Origin of the sequence: Kribbella sp. NPDC058245, assembly GCF_042882005.1 — a bacterium.
Classification (GTDB): Bacteria; Actinomycetota; Actinomycetes; order Propionibacteriales; family Kribbellaceae; genus Kribbella.
Genome location: NZ_JBHVWY010000003.1, coordinates 582,323 through 608,473 on the forward strand (window position 1 = coordinate 582,323; position 26,151 = coordinate 608,473).

The 26,151-nt window shown below is 67.9% G+C and carries 21 protein-coding genes; 12 read left to right on the forward strand and 9 right to left on the reverse strand.

Features of this window, described 5'->3' with window-relative positions; genetic code table 11:
- Positions 1-71: 71 nt before the first annotated feature.
- The 4 genes from ACFVWG_RS09205 to ACFVWG_RS09220 form a co-directional block, all read right to left on the reverse strand.
- Positions 72-1,958: a hypothetical protein gene (locus tag ACFVWG_RS09205; RefSeq protein ID WP_391542660.1), complete on the reverse strand. Its 1,887-nt coding sequence runs from the start codon at positions 1,956-1,958 to the stop codon at positions 72-74.
- A gap of 155 nt (positions 1,959-2,113) precedes the next feature.
- Entirely contained in the window at positions 2,114-2,935 is an 822-nt protein-coding gene (locus ACFVWG_RS09210; protein ID WP_391542661.1) for a hypothetical protein, read from the reverse strand.
- A complete protein-coding gene (locus tag ACFVWG_RS09215) occupies positions 2,935-5,229 on the reverse strand; it encodes a glycosyltransferase (RefSeq protein ID WP_391542662.1) in 2,295 nt (764 codons plus the stop codon). The genes ACFVWG_RS09210 and ACFVWG_RS09215 overlap by 1 nt, the downstream gene beginning before the upstream one ends.
- A 211-nt stretch (positions 5,230-5,440) precedes the next feature.
- Complete coding sequence (locus tag ACFVWG_RS09220) at positions 5,441-6,193, reverse strand: N-acetyltransferase (protein ID WP_391542663.1); 753 nt, start codon at positions 6,191-6,193, stop codon at positions 5,441-5,443.
- A 110-nt stretch (positions 6,194-6,303) separates the two neighbouring features.
- Here ACFVWG_RS09220 and ACFVWG_RS09225 point away from each other — a divergent pair, with 110 nt between their 5' ends.
- Complete coding sequence (locus ACFVWG_RS09225; RefSeq protein ID WP_391542664.1) at positions 6,304-8,493, forward strand: hypothetical protein; 2,190 nt, start codon at positions 6,304-6,306, stop codon at positions 8,491-8,493.
- Here the strand turns inward: ACFVWG_RS09225 and ACFVWG_RS09230 are convergent.
- Positions 8,478-9,485 (reverse strand): PseG/SpsG family protein, encoded by a 1,008-nt coding sequence (locus ACFVWG_RS09230; protein WP_391542665.1) that lies wholly within the window; start codon positions 9,483-9,485, stop codon positions 8,478-8,480. The genes ACFVWG_RS09225 and ACFVWG_RS09230 overlap by 16 nt on opposite strands.
- A 100-nt stretch (positions 9,486-9,585) precedes the next feature.
- On the opposite strand from ACFVWG_RS09230, the gene pseB reads away from it, so the two are divergent.
- The 10 genes from pseB to ACFVWG_RS09280 all read left to right on the forward strand — a co-directional run bounded on the left by pseB (position 9,586) and on the right by ACFVWG_RS09280 (position 21,919).
- Positions 9,586-10,569, forward strand: a complete 984-nt coding sequence (gene pseB, locus ACFVWG_RS09235) for a UDP-N-acetylglucosamine 4,6-dehydratase (inverting) (protein WP_391542666.1) — start codon at positions 9,586-9,588, stop codon at positions 10,567-10,569.
- Entirely contained in the window at positions 10,569-11,693 is a 1,125-nt protein-coding gene (locus tag ACFVWG_RS09240) for an aminotransferase class I/II-fold pyridoxal phosphate-dependent enzyme (RefSeq protein WP_391542667.1), read from the forward strand. The genes pseB and ACFVWG_RS09240 overlap by 1 nt, the downstream gene beginning before the upstream one ends.
- 20 nt (positions 11,694-11,713) lie before the next feature.
- Positions 11,714-13,054, forward strand: coding sequence for a hypothetical protein (locus ACFVWG_RS09245; protein ID WP_391542668.1), 1,341 nt, complete (start codon positions 11,714-11,716; stop codon positions 13,052-13,054).
- Positions 13,054-13,869 carry a hypothetical protein gene (locus tag ACFVWG_RS09250; RefSeq protein WP_391542669.1) on the forward strand — a complete coding sequence of 272 codons (816 nt, stop codon included), beginning with the start codon at positions 13,054-13,056 and terminating at the stop codon, positions 13,867-13,869. Before ACFVWG_RS09245 ends, ACFVWG_RS09250 begins: the two co-directional genes overlap by 1 nt.
- Entirely contained in the window at positions 13,857-14,594 is a 738-nt protein-coding gene (locus tag ACFVWG_RS09255; RefSeq protein WP_391542670.1) for a cytidylyltransferase domain-containing protein, read from the forward strand. Before ACFVWG_RS09250 ends, ACFVWG_RS09255 begins: the two co-directional genes overlap by 13 nt.
- A gap of 38 nt (positions 14,595-14,632) precedes the next feature.
- A complete protein-coding gene (locus ACFVWG_RS09260; RefSeq protein WP_391542671.1) occupies positions 14,633-15,448 on the forward strand; it encodes a class I SAM-dependent methyltransferase in 816 nt (271 codons plus the stop codon).
- A gap of 76 nt (positions 15,449-15,524) precedes the next feature.
- Complete coding sequence (locus ACFVWG_RS09265; protein ID WP_391542672.1) at positions 15,525-15,866, forward strand: DUF485 domain-containing protein; 342 nt, start codon at positions 15,525-15,527, stop codon at positions 15,864-15,866.
- A complete protein-coding gene (locus ACFVWG_RS09270; protein WP_391542673.1) occupies positions 15,863-17,509 on the forward strand; it encodes a cation acetate symporter in 1,647 nt (548 codons plus the stop codon). The genes ACFVWG_RS09265 and ACFVWG_RS09270 overlap by 4 nt, the downstream gene beginning before the upstream one ends.
- Positions 17,510-17,703: 194 nt before the next feature.
- On the forward strand, positions 17,704-21,291 hold the full coding sequence (locus ACFVWG_RS09275; RefSeq protein ID WP_391542674.1) for a discoidin domain-containing protein: 3,588 nt from the start codon (positions 17,704-17,706) through the stop codon (positions 21,289-21,291).
- Between the two features lie 112 nt (positions 21,292-21,403).
- Positions 21,404-21,919, forward strand: a complete 516-nt coding sequence (locus ACFVWG_RS09280; RefSeq protein WP_391542675.1) for a hypothetical protein — start codon at positions 21,404-21,406, stop codon at positions 21,917-21,919.
- Between the two features lie 166 nt (positions 21,920-22,085).
- Here the strand turns inward: ACFVWG_RS09280 and ACFVWG_RS09285 are convergent, their stop codons facing one another.
- From ACFVWG_RS09285 to ACFVWG_RS09300, 4 genes are all read right to left on the reverse strand, one after another.
- Positions 22,086-23,063: an ArsR/SmtB family transcription factor gene (locus ACFVWG_RS09285; RefSeq protein WP_391542676.1), complete on the reverse strand. Its 978-nt coding sequence runs from the start codon at positions 23,061-23,063 to the stop codon at positions 22,086-22,088.
- A 393-nt stretch (positions 23,064-23,456) separates the two neighbouring features.
- Positions 23,457-23,912 carry a MarR family winged helix-turn-helix transcriptional regulator gene (locus ACFVWG_RS09290; RefSeq protein WP_391542677.1) on the reverse strand — a complete coding sequence of 152 codons (456 nt, stop codon included), beginning with the start codon at positions 23,910-23,912 and terminating at the stop codon, positions 23,457-23,459.
- Positions 23,913-23,942: 30 nt separating this feature from the next.
- Positions 23,943-24,383 carry a hypothetical protein gene (locus tag ACFVWG_RS09295; protein ID WP_391542678.1) on the reverse strand — a complete coding sequence of 147 codons (441 nt, stop codon included), beginning with the start codon at positions 24,381-24,383 and terminating at the stop codon, positions 23,943-23,945.
- A complete protein-coding gene (locus ACFVWG_RS09300; RefSeq protein ID WP_391542679.1) occupies positions 24,380-24,613 on the reverse strand; it encodes a hypothetical protein in 234 nt (77 codons plus the stop codon). The genes ACFVWG_RS09295 and ACFVWG_RS09300 overlap by 4 nt, the downstream gene beginning before the upstream one ends.
- 115 nt (positions 24,614-24,728) lie before the next feature.
- Here ACFVWG_RS09300 and ACFVWG_RS09305 point away from each other — a divergent pair, with 115 nt between their 5' ends.
- Positions 24,729-25,448 carry a class I SAM-dependent methyltransferase gene (locus ACFVWG_RS09305; RefSeq protein ID WP_391542680.1) on the forward strand — a complete coding sequence of 240 codons (720 nt, stop codon included), beginning with the start codon at positions 24,729-24,731 and terminating at the stop codon, positions 25,446-25,448.
- Positions 25,449-26,151 lie beyond the last annotated feature (703 nt).

The following is a 26,151-nucleotide window of genomic DNA, read 5'->3' on the forward strand; positions in this document are numbered from 1 at the left end:
GGATGTGGGCGGCGCGCGCGGGGTGGAGTGCGGGCGGCGCGCGCGGGGTGGAGTGCCGGCGTGGGGCGGGGTTAGTGGGGGGTGCGGAGGGTGGGTAGGTGGTGGTGGAGGAGGCGTTTGGCTTTGGCGGCGACTTTGCGGGGGTTGCGGAGTTGGGCGGCACGGGCGACGGTGCGGGCCAGGGCGTAGGAGCGGGAGCCGTGGATCTTATTGCGGTCGACGGTGGCCTTCTGGACCTGGGCACGGAGCTCGCGGATGCGGTTCTCGCGGGTCTTGAGGGCCTTGTTGCGGAAGCCGAGTGTGCGCTCGAGGCCGAAGACGTGGCCCTGCATCTCGATGAGCTCCAGGCGGGCCTGGTCGGCGTCGGCGAGGGTTGTGCGTAGGTCGGGCTGGGCTTGCTCGCGCGGATCCAGTACGGCGGCCAGCGCGGCCGCGAGTTGTTTGCCCCAGGCAACCTGTTCGGCGGCGATCGAGGCGGCGTACGGCGCGGCGGCGGGGGTCGGGGCCGCGGGGGCGATGCCGGACATCGAGAGCCAGACGGAGACCAGGTCGTCGCCGATCATCCACGGCGGCCAGGGGTGCCGGCGGTGGGCGTCAATCAGGCGCTTGTGGAAGCGGAGCCACGCGGCCGCGAGCAGGTCGGTCTTGTCGACGCGTTCGGGCGCGACCCAGCCCGAGATGCCGTGGGCGAACGTGTCGCCGTCGACGATGATGTCGTCCCAGCGCAGCAGTACGCGTGAGCTCTTCGCCCACTCCCCCAAAGCCGCCGCCAGCTTGCGGAACCCCGGCACGTCCTCAGCCGCAGCCAGCCGGAACAGTACGGTCTCCACAGTCTCCCCGCCGGGGATCTCCGTCGGCACGACCATGGGGTCGAACAAGACTCCCGACACGTCCGTCGGTCTGGCGAGGCCTACGGCCTCGTCGAGAAGGGGGGTCAGCGATGCAACTCCTCTACCGGGCGAGCTGGTGGGAGAGGGGTCGCCCGCAAGCCCCCGACCGGTGGCTGGCGTGGGTGTGGTGATCCAGCCGGCCGGCGTGGAGGCTGCTGGGGCGAGGGCGGTGCTCCAGCCGGTTGGAGTGGGGGTGGCTTTGAGGGTGGTGGGGCCGGACTGGGTGTAGAGGGCGTGGGGGCTTGGGGTGTTGCAGACGGCTAGCCAGGAGGTGGGGATGGCGGCTAGGAGGCCGGCTCGGGCTGCGGACTCGACAGGCTCAGAGGCCGACGTCAGGAGCGGGGTGTCCACCGAGTCAAGAGCTTGTTGGGCTAGGCGGGTGGGGAGGTGGCCCGGGCGGGCCAACGCGGCGGCTTCTACGGAGATGAGGGTGTGGGAGGAGAAGTCGGCGTACAGGTGGGTCGGCCAGGGGAGGGCGGCTTGGAACTGGTCGACTGAGACCGGGCGGGTCGGGTCGTCGTGCAGGGGGACCCACTCGTCGTCGCCGTAGCGCAGGTGGGGTGGGCGGCGGTCCAGGAGGTTCACCATCGAGAACTCGTTGCGCAGACCCAGTACGACGACAGCGTCCGGCGCGGCGAGTGCTTCGACAGCGGCGAGGCGCTCGGTCCAGGTCAGGTGCTCGCTGTCGTAGCCGAGGACTCGGTCCAGGCCGTCAGCGGCGACTATGACCTCGAAGGGCGCCACTCCGTCGGTCGCTATCTCGAAGAGCGTGGGCTGCGCGGCAGCGACGGTCTGGAGACCGTCCAGTGCACCGGCAACGACGTGCAGGCAGGGCCCGAACGTCTCGGTCAACGCAGAGGCGTCGGAGACGGAGCGGACCAGGATGGTGACGTCGGCCGAGTGGGCCAGCACGGACTCGATCAGCAGCGGGGAGTGCGGGCCGAGAATCAGCGTCCGGCGGTTGGCCGGGATCACGTCGGTCAGCAGCGCGGCCAGCACGGGCTGACGCGCCGTGTGATCGGTCCACGGCTGCATCTCGCCACGGACCACCAGGACGTCAGAGGGCATCTGAGAACTCCACGCCGTAGCGAGGAGGTACTCGGTGCGGTAGCTCGGCGTGCTGGGGCGAAGGGTTCGATGCGGAGCATCGTGCCCTTTGCACCAGTGCGGCGAGATGCCGTGCCGAGTGCCCCGCAGTAGGTGTGGGGTTCTCAGATGCCCTCTTAAACACGCTCTCTCCAATCGAACAGCATCCGCAGTTCCGCGGCCGGCATCATCCAGTCCTTGCCGAGCTCCAGGTCCGTGGTCGCTCGCGCCGCTTCCAGGTCGATCGACGAGCCGAGCATCTCGGGCCACAGTCGCTCGATCCGGCTCTGCCCACCGAACAGGGGGTTCTCACCGTCCATCTCCATCGGGTCGCCGTACACGGCCGGTTCGCAGCCGGCGGCAACGCCGTAGAAGATCGCAGTGGAGAGCCGATTGGCCGCTACGCGCTTGTGTTTGCGCAGCTCGGCCAGTTGCTTGTAGAGGAACTGCTTGTCGGTGCCCTCATACGAGAAGCCGCGCCGCCCGAACGACACCACCCGGAAGCCGGCGTCCTCGTAGTACCGGCGTACTTCGGGCCGCTCGTACTCCGTGTAGTACAGACTGAACGTCACCGGACCGGGCTCGGTCTCGCGGATCTCGTCGATCAGCCGCTGATGGTCGCCGTGGATCTTGCCGCCCTCCCAGCCGTGGAAGAGGAACCAGAGCGTGCCCTCACGCTCCTCCTCCGGGACTGGAGGCACCAGATCGAGCAGGTACAGGAATGGCGCGCCGATGCTGTGGTAGTTCCGCCGCCCGAGCGCATGGCCGCGCCGACGCGGTGCATCGCTCCAGGTGAACCGCCAAGCGCCGTCATAGAACTCGTGCACCGGGTTCCACCCACAGCCGATGTTCCAGCCGTGCTGCAGGTACCCGCGCAGTCTCGGCGGGTGGTCGTACTCCAGGCCGGCATAGCGGGCCAGGATGTGCGCCTGCCCGTAGTAGTGGTTGTGGTGATGCATCAGCGCACCTCCACATGCAGAGTGCCCGCATACGGCCGTACGGCGAGCGAGTGCTCACCACTGCGGACCACCAGCGGCAACTTGCTGCACAGGAAGGGCTCGCACTGTACGGCGTGGGCCGAGCCGTCCATCGCGACCGCGAACAGGATCCAGTCGGCCAGCGACGCCGTCGGGTCGACCGACACGCGATGCTCAGCCGTCGGGTCCACAGTCGGGATCAGCGCATCCAGCTCGACCACTGCGGACCAGCCGTCGTCGGAGAAGCTCCGCCGCGCCGGCACCTCGACGTAGTCGTCGGTCCCTGGCAGGAAGCGCCGCCACGCGAACGACACCTCACCCCAGTCGGGTCCGCGCGCGACAATCATGTTGCCTGCAGCAACTACCGCGGTCGCGGCGAAGCGGATCGGTGACTCGTGCAGGTTGACGTAGCCGCCGGTGGAACGGGTCATCGTGATCACCCGGCCGCGCTCGGCGTGCGACACCGCCCGGTCGCCGGCGGTCCAGAGCAGCAGCTTCTCCTCGCCGCCCGGACCGCGCAGCCGGAAAGCCCGCGTGGTCCGCTGACTGAACGGATCGTCCGGGTTGATCTCTTCCATCATCGGCCGGATCGGCAGCCAGGCGGTGAAGTCGCGCCCGTCCACCTTGATCGGCACCTGCTCCTCGCCACCCGACACGGGCCGCGTGACGAACAACGACGGCTCGTCGAACGACGACCGGCCGTGCAGCACCAGCGCATCCGGCGTGTGCTCGATCGACGTCAACCGCGAGGGGTCGGACAGCCGCCGTACGGCGAAGCATCCGTCCTTGCCGGGACCCGGCTGAACCCAACTGGTCTCGTCGATCCACGCACCAGGCGGCCAGCCCGGACTGCCCGCGGACTGTCCACGCAGCTGGTCCCGGCGCCGCAACCGGCCCAACTTCAGCTGTACGTCGAAGTGCGCCGGGCCGGCGGTGCACCGGGCCAGCAGGTCCTTGTCGAGCACCACCTCGAACCCGACCCGACTGGTGTCCCCGTGCAGGTCAGTCGCGTCGTACCGGCGGACGGGCAGCGGGTGCGGCCATCCGGCGATCACCAGGTCGATGCGCAGGCTGGACGACTCGCAGATGGCCAGATGCTTGATCTCAGCGGTCCCCTTGACCGACAGCTTCCCGTCGACCCACTTCACCTCGCGGACGCTGGTGGCCAGCGTGAGGTCCTCTTCGGCCACGCGGTAGAGCTCCGGCGCGACAGCACCGTCGTACAGGCCTGGGTAGTTGTAGACGTACTGCTTGCGCTTGCGCGGCCTCGGGAGGACTCGGGCGCCTCCGCGCAGCCCGCCGTCCTCACGGAAGATGGCGAGCCGCCGGAGCAGTTCGACGTCCCCGGCGCGCAGTGCGGCGTGCTGGATGCGGTCGTAGCGATGCGCCTGCGCCAGCGCTGCAGGGTCCAGCCGGCCGAGCAGACTGCCGGCCAGGTCGACCAGGTCCTGCTCTTCGCCCGCCGGGACTGCGCCAAACGCCATCATCAGCGTCAGCAGGTCGATCTGGGTGAAGTGCGAGTGCAGCCGGCTTCGGATCGCGGGCAGCGCCTTGTCGGCCAGGTCCATCACCAGTCCGGCGGAGGTGACCCGGTCCTGCAGGTTGCCGAGCTGGAACTTCTGCTGGGTGATCGACTCACCGGACTCCCGCTCGCGCCAGTAGTAGACCGGTGCGGCGATGGTGTCGACGGTGACGGCGTCCAGATGCGCCTGCAGGGTGACCGGGTAGTCCTCGTAGCGGATGGCGGGGAACTGGTAGCCGTGCTCGTCCCAGAAGGACCGCCGGTAGACCTTGTTCCAGACCATCCGGTCCAGGACGAGGTCGGTGACCTCGCTGACGTGGGTGGCGAACCGGTCCCGCACGAACGGCTGCCGGTGCAGCCAGGACTGCCGGACGCCAGAGCTGTTGTTGAACCGGCGCGCGTTGCCGCCGGCGAAGTCGGAGCCGGTCCGGTCGAGCGCGCGGACGAGCTTCTGGAAGCCGTGCCGGGTGACCAGGTCGTCGCTGTCGACGAACGTCAGGTACTCGCCCTGGGCGTGCTCGACACCGGTGTTCCGAGCCGGTCCGAGACCGGCGTTGTCCTGCTGGACGATGCGGAACCGGGGGTCGCGGCTGCAGAAGTCCTTCGCGATCACCGCGCTGTCGTCGGGGGACCCGTCGTCGACCAGGATCGCCTCGAAATCGGTCCAGGTCTGCCGGGCGATCGAGTCCAGACAGTCGCCGATGTACTCACCGACGTTGTAGAAGGGCACCACCACGCTCAGCCGCGGGACCACTAGTGGTCCGCGAGGGTTGTAGGTCGAACGATAGCGGTGTCCAGGTGCGTGCATCGTGGTGCTTGGTCAGTGGCCTCGATGCGGAGCATCGTGGGCGCTGGGCAAGTGGCGCGAGGTGCGTGCCTGGGCGCCGATAGCGTCGAGATACAACCCTTGCGGACCACTTAGCCGGAACTCCCCTCGCCGGAGGGGTGCGCCCTGGCCGCGCACCCTACGTAGCGGCAACGAGGTGGACGGTGAGGAGGTTATGCACGGGTTCGAACCCGTAACGTGCCCAGATCCGCTGGATTCCGGTCTGGTGCGCTTGCGTGGAGACCACCAGACGACGGGTGTTGGCCGCATCCTCGATCGCGGACAGCAGGTGCCCGTACCGGCCGCGGCCCTGCTCAGCCGGTACGACGCCGGCCAGCTGGATCTCGGTCCAGGAGCGCCGCTCGTCGACCGAGGCCAGTGCGAGCACCCGACGGTCCGGACCGCGCAGGATGACCGCTCCGGCCTCCCGGATCCGCCGCCGCGCCCACTCCTGCCGCCCGGCGAGCGCCACAGCCCGGTCGAACAGCGGGTTGGCGCAGTAGTGGTTCCCGGAGTCGCCGAAGATGTCCGCGACCACGTCGTCGACCAGTACGTCGTCCGCCGCCGACTCGAGTTTTGCCGTGAACCCGGCCAGTGGGGCCGGCCGCCGACCCTTGCCGACCGGCAGCGACCAGTACACGACAGTGTCGGCCAGCAGCGGCTTCCGCGGTCCTTCGGACAGCGCCGCGAACCACGTGGTCTCCCGCGCCGGATACCGCAGTACGACGACATCGGCCGTCGATCGCTCGACCGCGGCGAGCACCTCGGCGAGTGGCGTCCCGGCCGAAGCGGACACCGACATGCGGTCGATCGAAACGCCGAACCGCTTGGCCGCGTCCACCGAAGGACGGATGCTCAGCTCGCCGGACTCGAGCGCTTCGTACCAACTCATAGGAGTTGGCAGCTTAGCGAATACTGTCGACTTCCGGGCGCTCCGGACGAGTCGTTCCGCGAACTCGGATGACCCTGTGTAAACCAAGCGTTTCACTCTAGGGTGAGCGCATGCGCGCACGGGCACGGCGGCGGGGGCCGCGTACGGCGGGGCCGTCTCTGACCGGGTTACTGGCCGGCGTCGCCGTCGGCATCCTGGCGATCGTCTTGTTGCTGCAGCACGCCACCTTCTTCGAGGTCGGCCGGTTCGTGCTGTTCACCGCGCTCGGGGTGGCGCTGCCCGGCTTCGCGCTGTGGCGGCTGATCGGCAGCTACAGCCGCAACCTGGTCGAGGACCTGGCCGGCGGCTTCGCGGTCGGTACGGCGGGCCAGATCCTGGTCTACCTAGCGGCCGCCTCGATCGGACAGCAGGCGTGGTCGTGGGTCTGGGGTCCGGTCGTGCTGGTGCTCTCCTTCATCGACAGTGACGTCCGGGCGCGCGTCTGGCGCCGAGTTGCGCAACCACTCCGGCCGCTGCAGGCGTGGTTGTTCGCACTGTCGACCACAGTGGTCGTGCTGATCGTCTATCGCCGCGGTCCGGGTCAGTTCCTGCCCGCGTATACCGACCCGCTCCGCTCGTACCCGGACCTCGCGTTCCAGCAGGCTGTCGCCGCTAGCGCGAAGTACGACGTACCGATCGCGACGCTGTGGCTCGGTGGTGAGCCGATGAAGTACCACTCCTTCTACCACCAGGCGACCGCTGCGACCGCGTGGGCGACACGGATCGACCTCACGGACCTCATCCACTCGCTGACCTGGTTGCCGCTGTTTCTGGCCGGGTGTGGGCTCATCTTTGCGTTGGCCAGCCGGTTCGCGCCAACTGCTGAGACGGGTGCCACATGGGCTGGGCCGCTCGCCGTACTGGTCGCTGGACTGGGCGGGGCGATACAGCCGCTCGCACATGCTGGTTTTGGTGGCGTCTCGACCGCAGTCGCGGCGTACCTGAGTCCTACGCAGAATCTGGGCGTCATGATCGCTATGGCGCTCTGCGTGGTCGCGGTCGACCTGCTGCGGGCTGAGCCGCCACGCAGTCGGTGGGTGCTGCTGATACTGCTCGCACTGGTTGCGTCGGGCGCCAAGTCGACCATCCTGCCGTTGCTGGGCTTCGGGTTCGCGTTCGCCTTCGTCCATGCCGGCATGGTGCGGAGGAGCAACCGTACGGCGTTGCTGGGCGGCCTACTGGCGTTTGTCTTGTTCATCGCGGCTCTGCTGACGATCTTCGGCGGGAGCACGTGGGGGACGGAGATCAAGCCGTTCAAGACCTTCAGCCAGTTGTCGTCGTACTCACCGCTCGCGACGCTGTTGAGCTGGGGGCTCGCGGCCTGTGGCATGTGGTTCCTCGGGCGCAAGTGGCGAGACGTCGGTACGGCGTTCCTGATGGGCTTCGCCGTGGCCGGACTGGCCGGGACACTGCTGACCTCGCAGTCCGGGATCAGCCAGATGTACTTCCTCCGTACGGCGTTCCCAGTGGCGGCGGTGCTGGCGTGTGTCGGCCTGGCCAACCTGGTCGGCAAGCTGGGCGATCGGCGCGGTGTCGTGCTGGTGGGTGTTGCAGGTGCTCTCGGACTAGTGGGGCTCGCGGCTGCGCGTTCTCAAGCGGCCAGCGTCCAAGGTGTGTTGCGGCCGTGGCTGTACGCGCTGGCGGTGCTGCTGCTTGTCGGAGTGGTCGTCGGGATTGGCTGGAAGGCGTTCCGGCGGCCAGGGAACGTCGGGATCGCGATGGTGGCCGCTGCTGTGGCCGCCTGCATGATCGGCGCGGTACTGGTACCGCTGCAGGCCTTTGTGTCTGACAGTGCGTCCAACTTGGTCTACGCGAAGGTGTCGCGTGGTGGAGCCACGGCGGCCGAGGCCGGCGCGGCGATGTGGTTGCGGAAGAACACCCAGCCGGGCGATCTGATCGCGACCAACGCGCACTGCATCATCCAGAGCGGCAACGTCTGCGACAGCCGGCACTTCTGGCTCGCCGCGCTCTCCGAACGCCCGATCCTGGTCGAGGGCTGGTCCTACTCGAACCAGGCGAACCGGATCGCGCTCGAGACCGACTCCAACCCCAGCCTGATCCCGTACTGGGACAGCGGGAAGCTCGCCACCAACGACACCGCGTTCAAATCACCGTCCGCCGACATCATCCAGCGCCTGCGCAACGCCGGGGTCCGCTACCTGTACGCCGACCACCGGGCCGGTGCGGTGTCGTCGAAGCTCGGCAGTTTCGTCAGCATCCGGCACGCGACGCTCGACGTGACGATCTACGAGATCAAGTGAAGCAGCGCGTCAGCTACGCGCATGCGCCCTTGACCGTCGACCAACTGCCACCCCGCGGTCGCTAGGCGCGCTCGCTCGGCTGGGTCGGTCAGCAACCGCTTGAGCACAGCAGCCGCCGCAGTGGGGTCCGCCCGCAGCTCCGACAGCGCTCCGACACCAGCTGCGGTCCCGGTGGCGATTGCCCGCTCGTAGCCCATCACCTGGTTGTCCACGACACACACCAACCCCGCGGTCGCCCCGAGACACAGCAGCTCCCAGGTCGACGTACCGGAGGCACTGAGCACCAGGTCCGCCTCACGAACCGCAGCAGCGAGTTGATCAGTCGGTCCGACCACACGCACCTGTGAAGAGACCGCAGCGACCTGTGCGGCCAGCTCCGGCGTCGGCGCGACCACCGTGACATCGAATGGCACCCCAGTTGCAACGAGCGCTCGTGTGACCGCCGGACCGGCCCCAAAAGCATCTGTCCCACCGAAGAACGCAAACACCTTCGGTACGGCGACCTGTCGCGCGGCTGGCGGGTCGACCGGGCGCAGGGCGCGGATCTCGTCGCGAATCAGCACGTACTCGAGTCCCGCGAGCCGGACAGCGTCAGGCGGCAGCACGGGGTGGTCCAGCTCGGCTGCGAGGTTCTGGTCGAGCAGCACGTCCGCCTCGGCACCACGGAGGTCGCCATCCACGATCGCCAACGTGGGCACGCCGGTCCGCCGTACAGCGGGGTAGACGACCGCATCCAGGTCATACGAGTCGAACACCACAGCGTCGTACCGGCTGAGCACCTCGACGTGGTCCGCCGATGTCCAGACGGCCGGCCGGACCGTGATACCTCGGGCAGCGATCTGCGCGGCTGCCCACGGCACTGTGTGGGCGTCGCAGATGAACTCGACGGTCAGCCCACGTGCCTGCAGCTCCTCGGCGAGAGCCAGGCAGCGCATCACGTGGCCGATCCCCCGCTGTGGACCTACATCGCACCGCACTCCGACCAGCCTCACGCCACAGACCGTATCCAAGTGGATTGAAAGGGTGGTTAACCGGGCAGCTATTGTTTCGGGGCGGCAACCGCACCCGTCCGTCCGAAGGAGCCCGCTCGACGTGTCTATCCTCACCGGCTCCGACATTCTGGTCACGGGCGGCACCGGGTCGTTCGGCCGGGCGTTCGTGCAGCACGCGCTGGACCGGCTGAACCCGCGCCGGATCATCGTCTTCAGCCGCGACGAGCTGAAGCAGTGGGAAGTCCGCCAGCTGTTCGGCGACGATTCGCGGCTGCGGTTCTTCCTCGGTGACGTGCGGGACCGGTCGCGGTTGCTGCGGGCCATGCACCGGGTCGACTACGTGGTGCACGCGGCCGCGCTCAAGCAGGTCGACAGCGGTGAGTACAACCCGTGGGAGTTCGTCCAGACGAACGTGATCGGCTCCCAGAACGTGATCGAGGCCTCGATCGACTCCGGGGTCAAGCGGGTGGTGGCACTGTCGACCGACAAGGCGTCCAGCCCGATCAACCTGTACGGCGCGACCAAACTGACCGCGGACAAGCTGTTCGTCAACGGCAACCACTACGCGGCGGCGTACGACACCCGGTTCGCCGTGGTGCGGTACGGCAACGTGATGGGCAGCCGCGGGTCGATCATCCCGAAGTTCCGCGCGCTGCACGCGGCCGGGCAGTCGCTGCCGATCACCGATCTGCGCTGCACCCGGTTCCTGATCACGCTGCCGCAGGCGGTCGAGTTCGTGGTCGACTCGTTCGAGCTGATGTCCGGTGGCGAGCTGTACGTGCCGCGGATCCCGTCCATGAAGGTGACGGACCTGGCCGAGGCGATCGCCCCCGGCGCGGCGATGCACGACATCGGCCTGCGCCCGGGCGAGAAGCTGCACGAGGAGATGATCAGCCCGGAAGAGGGCCGACGCGTGCTCGCGATCGGCAACCGGTTCGTGCTGCAGCCGGACCTGGCGACGTGGGGATACATCGCGCCGGAGGGCGGCGTACAGCTGGACGAGGGCTTCCACTACTCGTCCAACACCAACGACCAGTGGTACACGATCGAGGAGATCCGCAAGATTCTTGAGGTCGATCACTAGTGCTTCCGTACGGAAGGCAGTCCATCTCTGCGGAGGACATCGCCGCGGTGACGGCTGTGTTGCAGGGGGATTGGCTCACGACGGGGCCAGCCGTGACGGCGTTCGAGGACGCCATCTCGGAGCTGGCCGGTGGGCACCGGGCAGTTAGCTGTACGTCGGGGACCGCGGCACTGCACATCGCGTACGCCGCCCTGGGTGTCGGGCCGGGTGACGAGGTCGTGACGACGCCGATGACGTTCGTGGCGACCGCTTCCTGCGCAGCGATGTTGGGCGCGAAGGTGGTGTTCGCCGACGTGGACCCGGACACGGTGCTGCTCGACCCGGCTGCCGTCGCGGCTGTCACCACCGAGCGGACGAAGGTGATCGCGGCGGTCGACTACGCCGGGCAGGCTGCGGACTACGCGGCGCTGCAACCGCTGGCCGACGCGGTCGGCGCGCGCACGCTCGCCGACGCGGCGCACTCGATCGGCGGGAGCGCGGCTGGGCGGCCGGTCGGCGATCTTGCTGACGTGACGACGATGTCGTTCTTCCCGACCAAGAACCTGACCACCGGCGAGGGCGGTGCGGTGGTCTGCAAGGACCCCGCGGTCGGCCAGCGGGCGCACGAATTCCACTTCATCGGGCTGGTGCGGGACCCAGATCGGTTCGAGCTCGTGGATGAGGGTCCGTGGCACCAGGAGGTGCACGAGTACGGCGTGAACTACCGACTGACCGACCTCGGCGCCGCGCTCGGGCTGTCGCAGCTGGCTCGGCTGGCGGGCTTCAAACAGCGTCGGGCCGAGATCACCGCGCGGTACAACGAGGCTTTCCACGGCGTCGACGGGCTGCGTACGCCGGTCCAGCGGCCCGGCGTGGATCCCGCCTGGCATCTGTATCCGGTGCGGGTGCTCGAAGGCCGCCGACGGGAGATCTTCGAGGGAATGCGCGCCGCCGGGATCGGTGTCCAGGTGAACTACATCCCCGTCTACTGGCATCCTGTCTTCGCACGGCAGGGTTACGCCCGCGGCCTGTGCCCGAACGCGGAGGCCTTCTATGCCGAGGAGCTCTCCCTCCCGCTCTACCCGGACCTCACCGACAACGACGTCGACCGGGTGATCGAGACTCTGACAAGACTGGTTGGCTAGGGGCCCCTAAAGTGACTGATGTGACCCGATCGAATCTGGTCGGTGGAGAGATGCTCAACTGGTCGGATCTCCATCCGGCCGACAGCCGTCCCGCGGCCGGCGGCCCCGCCGCCGTCAGCCTGCTCGCGGCGGCCCTGCAACCCGGCGACACCGTCCTCGTCGCGGGCCCGCACGCCACCAGTCTGTACGTCGATGTCGCGGCGCAGGCGGAGTCGATCGACATCCTGGTCCGGTCCGCGCCGGATGCCGAAGAGCTGGCCGAGTCCCTCACGCACGTCAAGACCCAGGTCTACTGCGGTTCCCTCGACCGATTCGAGACCGACGAGACCTACGACCTGATCGTCGCCCTCGACGGGCTGGAACGGATGGTCGGCCCCGACACCGAGTCCCTGCCGTGGTCGGACGCATTGGCCAAGTTGACCGCCCGCTTGGCACCCAATGGCCGGTTGTTGCTCGGCGCAACCAATAGCTTCAGCGTCAACAGAATGATCCAGCCGGACATCACCGCGGCCCTCCCCCGCGACGAGGACTGGGGCCGCTCGGTAGCCGACGCGTCCCCCACTGGACTGAAGGCGCTACAAGCGGAGCTTCAGGGCCAGACCTTCGGCGTCTATCCGTCATTGATCGACGCCGAGGTTCTTGCTGGCGGCAACGGACAGCTGACGGCGGCGCAGGCGGCTCGGGTTGTTGCTGCGCGCAACGGTGGTCCGACCTTGATGGATCCGTATCGGGTGGTGATGGATGCGGCTGCTGCGGGCTTGCTCGTGGAGTTGGCGCCCGCCTGGTACGTGGTGGTCGGGGTCGAGGCGCCGGTCGAATCCGCCACGGGTGAGCTGGTCGAGGAGCGGTTGCTGGCGGCTCTGCGTGCTGACGACCAGGCGACCTTGCGGCGGGAGATCGTGGCGTACGTCGAGTGGTTGCGGACGGCCCCTGAATCCGGTTCGCCGGACAACGTGATCGTGGACGGAACGTCGTACCGGCTGTTTGGTGAAGGTGACCAGGGGACGATTGAGGACCACCTCAACCGGTTTGCGCGGCGCGCGCTGGAAAGTGGCGCTCGGCAACCATGGCCCGCCGGTGGTGAGCCGCACGACTTGACTGCACGACTGGCGTCGATGGTCGGGATCACGCTGTCGTCGCCGACCGGCCTGGAGATGATCAGGCCGTTGGGGAGTGCTGAGCAGCTCGCCACCGTCGCGCGGCTGGCGGATGAGCTGGCGCATGCGAGTGCTCGGGCGATTCTGTTCCAGGGAACGATCAACGGGATTCGGAAGTCGGTGCCGTATCGGCTCGGGCACGCGATGCTGAACCCGGCGCGGATTGTCAGGCGCCGGCTGAAGCGCGTGCTGCGGAGGCGCTGATGCATCACGCCAACCACTTCTACGGACACGCCGACGTCCTGGCGTCGTACGCCGGCCTCCGCAAACCGCGCCACATCTGGGGTTACCTGCAGCACGGCTGGAACATCCTGGACGGCTTCGCACACGGTACGAACTTCGCGGCGGGGATGCCGAAGTACGTGTGGACCGACAGCGTCCGCCGTCGCGGTCAGTCGATGGGCCTGCGCAACTACTCCGTCATCGGTTCGGTCTGGCTCTACGTGCTCAAGAACCACCCGAAGCTGGCGACGCAGGACAAGAAGGCCAAGGGCACGCTCTTCTACCCGTTCCACGGCTGGGAAGGCCAGAACGTGCTCGGCGACCACGGCCGGATCGTTGCCTCGATCAACGAGCACGAGACCGGCCCGGTGACCGTCTGCCTGTACTGGAACGAGTACCAGCAACCGCCCATCCGCAAGGTCTACGAGGACGCGGGCTTCCGCGTCATCACCCATGGGTACCGCGGTCTGCACTGGCGCAAGACCGACCCCGACTTCCTGGTCAACCAACTGCGCGAACTCCGCTCGCACACCCGCGTCGCCTCCAACCGGCTCAGCTCCGCCGTCCTGTACGGCGCCTCGGTCGGGTTGCAGCCCGGTGTGTACGGCGACCCGATGGTGCTGGAGAACGAGCACCCGTCGTTCGGCGGACAGGCGCGGATCAAGCGGCTGTGGCCCGAGATGGACCAGCCGTTCGTCCCGCTCGCGATCGCCAAGGAGTTCACCGACACCGAGCTGGGCGTCGATCACGTCGTCTGTCCGGCCGAGATCCGGGAGTTGTTCCGATGGAACGACTGAACGTCGGCATCGTCACCCAGGTCCGGGTGACGAGCTCGCGGCTGCCGGCCAAGGTGCTGCTCACCGCGGGCGGGCAGTCCTTCCTGGAGCACCACCTCGACCGGCTCAAGCAGACCGGTCTGCCGGTGGTGCTGGCCACGACCACGAACTACCACGATGACGTCGTACTGGAAGTGGCCAGGCATGCGGGTGTCCCGGTGTTCCGGGGCTCGGAGGACGACGTCCTGAGCCGGTTCGCCGGCGCGGCCCGTGAGCACGGGCTGGACGGCCTGGTCCGGGTCACGTCGGACTGCCCGCTGATCGACCCGGCGATCATCTCCGCCGCCGCCGACCGCTGGCGCTCCGAGAAGGACCTCGACCTCTACATCTCGAACTGCCTCGAGCGCACCTACCCCCGCGGCATGGACTACGAGGTCTTCTCCGCCGCCCGCCTGTACGACGCGGAGGCCCGGGCGACCCTCCGGGCCGACCGCGAGCACGTCACGCCGTACCTGCACCAGAACCGGTCGGGTGAGATTCGCCTGCTGAACCTCCCCTGGACCGGCGGCGGAGCGCAGTACCGGCTCACTCTGGACACACCCGACGACTGGCAGTTGCTCGAAATCCTCTTCGACGACCACGGCGCGGCGAGCCTGAACTGCGCCGAACTGGTCGCGATTCTGGACACCCACCCCGAGCTGGCCGCGCTCAACGCGCACATCGAGCAGAAGAAGCTCGGCGAGTAGCCGCGTGCAATTGACCCGCTACGGCATGATTTACCGTGATGAGCACCGATGATCCAGCACCCGACCTCAGCGACAAGGCCCGCGCCGCGTCGTTCGGGGCCGTCGCGGCCGCGTACGACGCGGGCCGGCCGACCTTCCCGGTCGACGCGCTGACCTGGATCCTCGGCCCGGGGCGCGGGCTGCAGGTGCTCGACCTGGGCGCCGGAACCGGGAAGCTGGCCGCCGTCGCGGCCTCGCTCGGCCACGACGTGGTCGCCGTCGACCCGTCCGAGGAGATGCTGTCCATCTGCCGGACGCGGCCCGGGATCGACACCATGGTCGGAGCGGCCGAGTCGATCCCGCTCGCGCACGGCTCGGTCGACGCGGTCATCGTCGGGCAGGCGTTCCACTGGTTCGACCACGCCCGGGCGCTGCCCGAGATCGCGCGGATCCTGCGGCCGAACGGCGTACTGGGTCTGCTCTGGAACAACTACGACACGGTGGTGCCCTGGGTCCGCCGGGTGCATCGCGCGATCATGGGCGAGGACTACGGCGGCGGCGACGCGTTCGACCCGATGCCGATCCTGCTCCAGTCGGACATGTTCGCGGCGATCGAGACGGCCAAGTTCAAGCATTGGCAGGACCTCGACCGCGGTGGCCTGCGGAAGCTGGCGCTGTCGCACAGCCGAGTTGCGGTGCTGACCGAATCCCGGCGCGAGGCCGTGCTCGAGCAGGTCGACGCCGTCTACGAGACCTCCGCCCGGCCACCCGAGCCGTTGCGGATGCCGTACATCACCGGTTGCTACCGCACTCACCCCAGCGACCTGGCGAACTACCGCCGTACCCTCGACGCTCCGGTCGCCCCGCACCTGTAGCGGGCCGCTCGAAACATTTTGGTTGCGGACACGCCCTATAAGTCACAAACACCCTACTTAGGGCTAACGTGCACGCATGGAAGAGGACGTCGTGCGCGAGCGGGATGCCCGCGCCTATCAGGCCGTGCACGACGCGGCCGACTTCACCGAGCTCAAGCGACGGTACAAGAACTTCGTCGTGCCGTGGACGATCGCCTTCATGGCGTGGTATCTGGCGTACGTGGCCTGCAACAACTGGGCCCGTGACTTCATGGACCACAAGGTGATCGGCCACATCAACGTCGCGCTGATCTTCGGCCTGCTGCAGTTCGTGTCGACCTTCGTGATCGCCGCGATCTACGGCCGGTTCGCGAACCGCAAGCTCGACCCGCTGGCCGCCGGCCTGAACGCCAAGTACAAGAGGGAGCGCCGCCGGTGAGCCTCATCCCCCTGCTCATTCCGCTCGCGGATGGGGAACCCGGCAACCGGGTGCTGACCATCTCGCTGTTCTCGGCCGTCGTTGCCGTGACGCTGTACATCACCTGGTGGGCGTCCCGGCAGAACAAGACCGCCGCCGACTACTACGCCGGCGGCCGCAACTTCAGCGGCGCGCAGAACGGCCTGGCGGTGGCCGGCGACTACATGTCGGCGGCATCCTTCCTCGGCATCTCCGGCCAGATCGCCCTCTACGGGTACGACGGCTTCCTGTACTCGATCGGGTTCCTGGTGGCCTGGCTGGTGGCGCTGCTGCTGGTCGCCGAGCTGCTGCGGAACTCCGGCCGGTTCACGATGGCCGACCAGCTCGCGTTCCGGATGAAGCAGAAGCCGGTCCGCACGGCCGCGGCGTCCTCGACGATCGTGGTGTCGATCTTCTACCTGCTCGCCCAGATGGTCGGTGCCGGTTCGCTGGTCGGGCTGCTGCTCGGGGTGAAGAGCGAGGGCGTGAAGGCCGCGGTCATCATCCTCGTCGGCGCCCTGATGATCATCTACGTGACCATCGGCGGCATGAAGGGCACCACCTGGGTGCAGATCGTGAAGGCCGTCCTGCTGATGGCCGGCACCGTGCTGATCACCTTCCTGGTGCTGCTGAAGTTCCACTTCAACATCTCCGACCTGCTCGGCGCGGCCGCGGCGAAGTCCGGCAAGGGCGAGTCGTTCCTGCAGCCGGGTCTGCTCTACGGCAAGGACTTCGTCGGCCAGATCGACTTCCTGTCGCTCGGGCTCGCGCTGGTCCTCGGTACGGCGGGGCTCCCGCACATCCTGATCCGCTTCTACACCGTGCCCGATTCGCGGTCCGCCCGTCGGTCCGTGCAGTGGGCGATCGGCCTGATCGGCGTCTTCTACCTGATGACGCTGGCCCTCGGCTTCGGCGCCGCGGCGCTGCTGAACACCGCCAAGGGTTCCGCGGTCGCGGAGTCGAAGGGGAACGTCGCCTCGCCGCTGCTGGCCGAGTCCGTCGGCGGTGGCGCCGGGTCGGTCGGCGGTTCGATCCTGCTCGCGCTGATCGCGGCGGTCGCGTTCGCCACGATCCTCGCGGTGGTGGCCGGTCTGACGCTGACCTCGGCCTCGTCGTTCGCGCACGACCTGTACGCCAACGTCATCGCGAAGACGAAGCCGTCGGAGAAGAACGAGCTCCGCGTCGCGCGGTTCGCGGCGATCGGGATCGGCGCGGTGGCGATCGCGCTGGCGATCCCGGCGCAGAAGCTGAACATCGCGTTCCTGGTCGCTCTGGCCTTCGCGGTGGCGGCCTCGGCGAACCTGCCGTCGCTGCTGTTCAACCTGTTCTGGAAGCGTTTCAACACCTCCGGCGTCGTCTGGAGCATCTACGGCGGCCTGATCTCCGCAGTGGTGCTCGTGGTCTTCTCGCCGGTCGTCTCGGGCAAGCCGACGTCGATGATCACCGGCGCCGACTTCGCCTGGTTCCCGCTCTCCAACCCGGGCATCGTGTCGATCCCGCTCGGGTTCCTGTTCGGTGTCCTGGGCACGTTCCTCGGCAAGGACAAGTCGTCCGAGCAGCGGTACACCGAGCTCACCGTTCGCGCCCTGACCGGCGCCGGCGCGGAGACCGCCTCCAAGCACTGACCTCTCACCTCAAGGGCCCGACTCGCAGATGCGAGTCGGGCTTTTTTGGGTTTTTCTCGAACCGTTGACGCCTCCGTAGCACTGCCGTAACAATGAGCCAGCGCTACGCAAGAAATTGGCAAGTCTACGAAAGTTCCGAACTCTCGCGTGGCTGCTACCCCCTTTGCGTTCTCCACCGCCCATCAGGAGAGGCCATGCGAATTCCCCATTGGCGGCTGCCCGTCGCCTTGCTCGCCGCGAGCCTGGCGCTATCGGCCGGCCCACTGCTCCACTCCACCGCGGCCAGTTCGGCGAGCGCCGCCGTACTGGCCGGTCCGAACCTTGCCGCCGGCAAGGCCGCGTCGGCCGGCTCGGTCACCCAGAGCTATGTCGCGTCGAACGTGACCGACGGCAACCAGGGCACGTACTGGGAGAGCGCCAACAACGCCTTCCCGCAGTGGGTGCAGGTCGACCTCGGTTCGTCGGTCGCCACCAACCAGGTCGTGCTCAAACTGCCGAGCGGCTGGGGTTCGCGCACCGAGACCCTCGCGGTCCAGGGCAGCACCGACGGCCAGAACTTCAACGACCTGTCGGCGTCCGCGGGCCGGGCGTTCAACGCTCCGACCAACACGGTCACCATCGACTACGGCAACTCGACCGTGCGGTACGTCCGGATCCAGGTCACCGCGAACACCGGCTGGCCGGCCGGACAGCTGTCCGAGTTCGAGGTCTACGGGCCGGCGACCGGTGACACCCAGGCTCCCACCGCCCCGGGCAGCCTGTCCTTCACCGAGCCCGGCGCCGGTCAGATCCGGCTCGCGTGGAACGCGTCCACCGACAACGTCGGCGTGACCGGGTACGACGTCTACGCGAACGGCCAGCTCCGCACCAGCGTCGCCGGGAACGTCCTGACCTACACGGACACCCAGCCGACCAGCTCGACGATCGCGTACTTCGTCCGCGCGAAAGATGCCGCTGGCAACCAGTCGCCGAACAGCAACACGGTGACCCGGAACGGCAGCCAGGGCCCGGGCAGCAACCTCGCCGCGGGCAAGCCGATCACCGCGTCCGGCTCGGTCTTCACCTTCGTGGCGACGAACGCGAACGACGACAACGTGACGACGTACTGGGAGGGCAACGCCAACCCGGCCACGCTGACCACCGAGCTCGGCGCGAACGCCGACCTCAGCTCGATCGTGATCCGGCTCAACCCGGACTCGGCCTGGGGTGCGCGGACGCAGACCTTCTCGATCCTCGGCCGTGAGCAGAGCTCGTCGACGTTCACCACGATCGTGGCGAGCGCGGCGTACAACTTCAATCCGTCGTCGGGCAACCTGGTGACGATCCCGGTCAGTGCCCGGGTCGCCGACGTCCGGCTGAACTTCACCGCGAACACCGGTGCGCCTGCTGGTCAGGTCGCTGAGTTCCAGGTGATGGGTGTTCCGGCACCGAACCCGGACCTGTCGCTCTCGAACGTGACGTGGACGCCGACCGCACCGGTCGAGACCGACACGATCACGGTCCGCGCGACCGTCAGCAACACCGGCTCGGCCGCATCGCCGGCGACCGACGTGAACTTCTACCTCGGCACCACCAAGGTCGGTACGGCGGCGGTCGGCGCGATCGCGGCCGGCGGCTCGACCACGGTCAGCGCCTCGATCGGAGCACGGGACGCGGGCAGCTACACGCTGAGCGCGAAGGTCGACGAGGCCAACACCGTGATCGAGCAGAACGACGCGAACAACTCGGCCACCGCGGCGAGCGCGCTGGTGGTGACTCCGGTCGCCAGCTCGGACCTGATCGCCTCGGCGGTCAACTGGACGCCGAACAACCCGTCCGCGGGGAACAGCGTGGCCTTCTCGGTCATCCTGAAGAACCAGGGCAGTATCGCCACTGCTTCGGGGGCGCACGCGATCACGCTGACGCTGCTGAACGGGACCTCGACGGTTGCCACGTTGACCGGTTCGTACAGCGGTTCACTGGCAGCGGGTGCCTCGACATCGGCCATTGCCCTGGGCAACTGGACGGCGGTCAACGGCCGGTACACGGCGCGCGTCGTACTGGCTGATGATGCGAACGAACTGCCGGTGAAGCGCACGAACAACACCAGCGAGCGGCCGTTCTTCGTGGGTCGCGGCGCGAACATGCCGTACGACCACATCGAGGCCGAGGACGCCTCGGTCGGTGGCGGCGCGACCGTGATCGGCCCGAACCGGACCATCGGCGACCTCGCCGGTGAGGCCTCCGGCCGGCGCGCGGTCACGCTGAACGCAGGAGGCTCGTACGTCGAGTTCACCACCCGGGCATCGACGAACACCCTCGTCACCCGATTCTCCATCCCGGACTCCGCCGGTGGCGGCGGGATCAACTCCACCATCAACATCTACGTGAACGGCACCTTCCACAAGGCGTTGCCGCTCACCTCGAAGTACTCCTGGCTGTACGGCGCGGAGGCCGGCCCGAGCAACTCGCCGGGTGCGGGTCCGGCCCGGCACATCTACGACGAGGCGAGCATCATGCTCGACTCGACGGTCCCGGCCGGTGCCAAGATCCGGCTCCAGAAGGACCCGGCGAACACCACGACGTACTCGATCGACTTCGTCGACACCGAGCAGGTCGCGCCGATCCCCAACCCGGGTGCGGGCTTCGTGACGCCGGCCGGATTCACCCAGCAGGACGTACAGGCCGCGCTCGACCGGGTGCGTCAGGACACCACCCTGCAGGGCGTCTACCTGCCGGCCGGTGAGTACCCGACCTCGTCGAAGTTCAACGTGTACGGCAAGGCGACAAAGGTCGTCGGCGCCGGACCGTGGTTCACCAAGTTCGTCGCACCGCAGACCCAGGCGAACACCGATGTCGGGTTCGACTCGCAGTCGTCGGCGAACGGATCGACGTTCAGCGGGTTCTCGTACTTCGGCAACTACGACAGCCGCAACGACGGCCCGGGCAAGGTCTTCAACTTCTCCGGTACGTCGAACATGACCATCGACAACATCTGGGCCGAGCACCAGATGTGCCTCTACTGGGGTGCGAACACCGACAACTCCACGATCAAGAACTCGCGGATCCGGGACTCGTTCGCCGACGGCATCAACATGACCAACGGCTCGGCCGGCAACACGGTCAGCAACAACGACGCCCGGTCCACCGGTGACGACAGCTTCGCGCTCTTCAACGCCACCGACAACGGTGGCGGCGAGGTCCGGGACAACGTCTTCGAGAACCTGTCCGCGACGCTCACCTGGCGCGCGGCCGGCTTCGCGGTCTACGGCGGTACGAACAACATCTTCCGCAACCTGTACGCCGCGGACATGCTGACCTACCCCGGCGTCACGATCAGCTCGCTCGACTTCGGCATCCCGATGAACGGCTTCGGCGCCACCCCACCGACGGTGTTCCAGAACGTGTCGATCGTCCGGTCCGGCGGGCACTTCTGGGGTAACCAGTCGTTCCCGGCGATGTGGATCTTCTCGGCCTCCAAGATCTTCCAGGGGATCCGCGTGAGTGATCTGGACATCGTCGATCCGACGTACAGCGGGATCATGTTCCAGACCAACTACGTCGGCAGCCAGCCGCAGTTCCCGGTCGCCGACACGATCTTCACCAACACGACGATCTCCGGAGCTCGCAAGTCCGGCGACGCCTTCGACGCCAAGTCCGGCTTCGGTCTCTGGGCCAACGAGCTCCCCGAACCCGGCCAGGGCCCGGCCGTCGGCAGCGTCACCTTCAACAACCTGACGCTGTCCAACAACGCGGTCGACATCCGCAACACCACGTCCACCTTCACCATCAACCGCAACTAGCCGAGAGGTCGGAGGGGCCGCCCAGCGGCCTCTCCGATCTGCCCCGACCTGCCCCACGATGCCCCGGTGTCGTGGGGCGTTTCGCCTTGCAGCACATGAAAAAGTCGTCCAGGTGCCGACCCACGTATTCGTCGATGAGAACAAGTCCAAGGGCCTACTGATGGCTGCCGCCTACTGCCGCGCGGGTGATGTGGCAGTCCATCGCAAGGCGCTCCGCCAACTGCTACTACCAGGGCAGGAACGCCTGCACTTCAGCCACGAGCGACCTGCCCGCAGGAGGCAGATCCTTGGCCTCATCACCAGTTTCGGTGTGGTGGTCGACATCTACATCACGGATCGCTCAACACTCGCGGATCGCCGGAGGTGCCTGGAGGCGATCGTCCGCGACTGCGCCGGCTCGGCCGAACGGCTCATCGCCGAGATGGACGAGTCGCTCTACGAATCCGACCTCCGCACCATCCGTGAGGCTGCACATCGATTCGGCTGTCACGAGACGCTGCGCTGGAGCATCCTGGTTGCCAAGGCCGACCCGCTGCTGTGGGTGCCTGATGCGGTCGCTTGGTGCTGGGCACGTGGCGGTGACTGGAAACAGGCCGTGGCGCCGTTCTGCCAGCTGCGCGAGCTCTAGAAAGCGCGAAACCCGGCACGCCCACCGTCCGGTAGGCTTCCGGGTTCACTTCCGAGGGACTCGTGTCCCAAGGCATTACCTACTGTAGCGGATTCTTGGCGGGGCACCAGTCGATTGTGACCGCTGCCCCGATCTGCCCCTGGAAACCCTTGGAAACCCTTCGCCTTCAGCTGTTCTGCATCAGGAGGGTGTGGGCGGTGGGGGTGAGGGAGTGCAGGGAGGTGCCCTGGGAGCGGTGGGTGGTGACGAGGGAGGCTGCGCGGAGGATCCGGGTGTGCTCGGAGGTCGAGGCCAGCGAGATGCCGATCCGGCGGGCCAGCTGGGTGGTGCTGGCGGGGGTGATGAGCGAGCGGAGGACGGCGGCCCGGGTGCGGCCCAGGAGGGCGGCGAGGGTGTCGGCGTCCGGGTCGTGGGGTTCGGCGGCGGGGCCGTCGGCGCAGGGGTAGATGAGGACGGGACGGCGGCGGGGGTTGTCGTCGACCAGGCACTCGGCGAGCAGGGGCGAGGGGTAGAGCTGGAGACCGCGGCCCCGGAGATGGACCTCGACGCTCGCGTTGGCACGCAGGGTGTGCACGCTGAGGACGGGGGGCGCCCACTCGGCGTCGGGGTGCAGGTTCGTGAGCAGGGCTTCGATGCCACCATGCATGAGCGCGTGTGCCCGCTGCGCGAGATCACCGGCGTACTGGCGGGAGAGCTCGTCGGAAGACTGCGCGAGCACGTTCCGATGGAAGTCCAGTACGGCGGTGCCGAGCGCCCGCCGGGCGGAGGCGTCGCCGGCGCGCAGGCCGTGCAGGTACGGGTCGATGTCGCGCGGGAAGCGCTCGTCGAGCTCCTCGCGGAAGACCTCTGTGGGGGTTCCGGCGAGCAGTTCGGCGGCCGACTGCACGCCTGAGGTGGCGACCGTCGGAGTCAGGAAGTCGGGGAAGCACCCGCCCGGGGCGATCAGCTTGAACAGCGGCCGCATCGAGGGCGACACCAGCGGCGCCGCCGCCTGCCGCCAGCGACGGGCGGCCGGTGGGAGCGTCTCGCGGGCCGCGGCCGCGCTCAGCGCCCGAGCCGCCAGCGCCGCCTCCCACAACGGCTCCGGCTCGGCCGGGAACACCACCCGTCCCAGGTCTGCCGCGCTGAAGTGAATCCGGATCATGCCAGAATTCTGCGCCCTCCCCGGTCCACCCCGGAGCCCTTCGCCCTCCCCCGAAACATCCCTTCGGCCCTCCCCGAAGTCGTCTACTCCGTACCGACCAACGGGTAGTGGTCCCCCCACCGACCGACCGCCCCGCCTAGCCCCACCCACGCACCCCTGTCCCGACCCACCACTACCCGTCCGTCGGTACACCCCCACTACCCATTCCCACGCCGCCCGCCGCCCGTGGATCGCATTTGGGTGGCTAGGCAGGGAAATCGCGGGTTCCGCACCGTGATTCAGGGTGCTTAACCCCTCATTTGGGTGGCTAGGCAGGGAAATCGCGGGTTCCGCACCGTGGTTCACGGTGCCAAACCCCTCATCTGGGTGGCTAGGCAGGGAAATTGCGGTCGGTTAGAGGTCGCGGGCGATGCGGTTGAGGAGCTCGCCGGCCTGGAGGACGTGGGCGCGCTCGTCGGGGTCGAGGCGGTGCAGGAGCTTGGTCAACTCGTCGGCGGCCTGGCGGCCGGACTCGGCGACTGTGGTGGCACCGAGCTCGGTCAGTACGACGGCGGTCGCGCGACCGTCCACGGGATCCGGCTCACGCCGTACCAGGCCGGCCTCTTCCAGGGCCGCGACCGTGGTGGTCGCGGTCGGCTGGGAGCAGGGGACGCGCGTGGCGATCTCGCCGATCCGGATCGGTTGCTCGTCGGCGATCAGCATCAGGGCCAGGAACTGGGTCGGGTGCAGGACGGCGCTTCGGGTCCGGCGCAGGTACCGGACGATCCGGTGCATGCTCACCAGCAGTTGCAGGGTCTCCTGCTCCAACGCGATCACCTCCGACGAGAAGCTCGATCCTGGCACATACACCCAAATCCGCCTACTGCCCAGTGACAGACGTCATAGATGCGTCGCCAATACTCCGAGCGCGAACGCGAGCCCGGCGAGACCGAGCATGGTGGTGGCGAGGACGATCAACCGGCGTTGCAGAACGGGCAGTTCGGCCGCGGTCGCGAAGACCCGGGCCGGCCAGTGCCGCCAGGAGACGTACCAGAAGATGCCCGTTGCCATGAGCAACAAAAGGCCCTTGGCCGCGTGGATCCACCAGTGCTCGTCGTCGAGCACCAACAGCCCCACTCCGCTGAGTGCGATCGCGACGGTCAGCCCGATCACCTTCCATCGGTTGCCTGAGGCAATCACCGTGGTGAGCGCCTCCCGGCCGGCCGCGTCGGGACCGAAGTACCGCTTCAGCTTGGGCTGGATCACGAACAACGAGTAGGCCATCCCACCCACCCAGGCCGCAGCCAGCCCGGCATGGATGATCGCGAGGACGGCAGTCATCGCTGTGCCGGGAACGGCAGCAAGCCGACCAGCTGCATGATCTTGCCCAGCGTCACGACGACGTCGTCCGGCTTGGTTCGCCCGAAGATCGGATGCTCCATCACCAGTAGATCGTCCCCCACAATCGCCCGGGTATGCACCTTCGCCGTGCGCATGAGCTGCATCAACGCCGGCTGCAGGAAGTCTGCCGCCACCTGCGGATCGGTACCGACCAGTTTCGAAACCGTCACCCCGCTGATGAGCCAGCTCCCACCGCTCCTGATTCGTCTGCTCGATCGGCCTCGCCTCCAGCACAGCCGACCCTGACCACCCCCAGGTGCAGCCGAACGGGATTAGCCTCTCGGCATGACCAGCAACGAGGCGTGGCGTGATCTGACCACCGACTACGAGCAGGCACGCTCTCGCGAGGATTCACTCGACCGGTTGATGGAGTGGGACGCGCAGCGCTCGGTGATCGGATCCGTCGCCGGGAAGGCCGTCCTCGACGTCGGATGCGGGAACGGCAGCAAGGCCATCGAGCTTGTCCGGGACCACGGCGCGGCCTCTGTGCTCGGTCTCGACATCGGCTCGCAGTTCCTCGAGGCGCCGCCGGAGGTAACGCTCGTACCGGGTGATCTGTCGGAGCTCGACACGATCCCCGAACTGGCCGGCCGCACCTTCGACGTGGTGCTCTTCCTCCAGTCGCTCGCCTACGCGAAAGATCGCGCGCGCACGCTACGGACCGTCCGCTCGGTGATCGCCGAGGACGGCGTACTGGTGATCTCGATGGCCCATCCACTCCGGTACGCCGTGGAGCGCGCCGAGCGTGACGGCGTCGGAATCGGCGAGGCCTACCACTCGGCCGGCCCGTACTCCTACCCGTCGAGATGGAACCCGGAGATCACCCTCACCCACACGACGGACACGTTCGCCTCGATCCACAACCCCTTGGTGGTCGCGGGTTTCCGGGTCGACCAAGTACTGGAACCGCAACTGCCGGAAGAACTCAAACTCCGCTATCCCCACAAGCAGGACTGGCTGGCCCGGTACGCCGGAATCATCATCCTCCGCGCCCGCCCCGTCTGAACCCAACAGCCGTCCACGTTTCCTGTGCCTGACGGGCTCTGGTTGCCGCCAGCGACGAGGTTGCCTCCTCAGTGACGGCCTGCGGAGGTGGGGAGGTATTCCACCATCATCGCGCTGGACAGATCGCCCGGCCGCAATGCCCACCCCCAGCAAGGGTCACTCCCAACGCGCCCCTCATGAAACCCCAGCCCAAGCCCGTCAACCCAAAGCAACGTGGACGCGATCGCCAACCGCAGCATCCCCCTCAGCCACAGACCCGCCGTACCCAAAGGATCAGTGGCCGCCGAAGGCGGGCGAACCCACCCCGTGTGGAAACAAATGTGCAGTAGCCGACAAGGAGTTCCACACAACGAGCACCCCCGAGCCCGCCCGAGCCCGCCCGAGCGACCTGACCGGAACTGGGGATCAAAACCGACCCGTATCAACAGACCCGTATCAACAGTAAAACTCCCCAGCCGCCCCACCCTCAGCGCACCCCGCACCCCGCACCCCGCCCCCCGCCGCCGCCCCGCCACACCCCACTCCCCACACCCCACTCCCCCGGACCTTCCGGAATTTGAACGGATCTCCCCTCAAGTTGCCCCCCTTCTCCCCTCAAAATTTGAGCAGAGAACCAGGGCGGAATCCATCGGTGGAAGCAACGGGTTCATGCTGCTGCCGGGTTGGCGAGCAGGTCGGCCAGCGCTTGGGCTGGGGTTTTCAG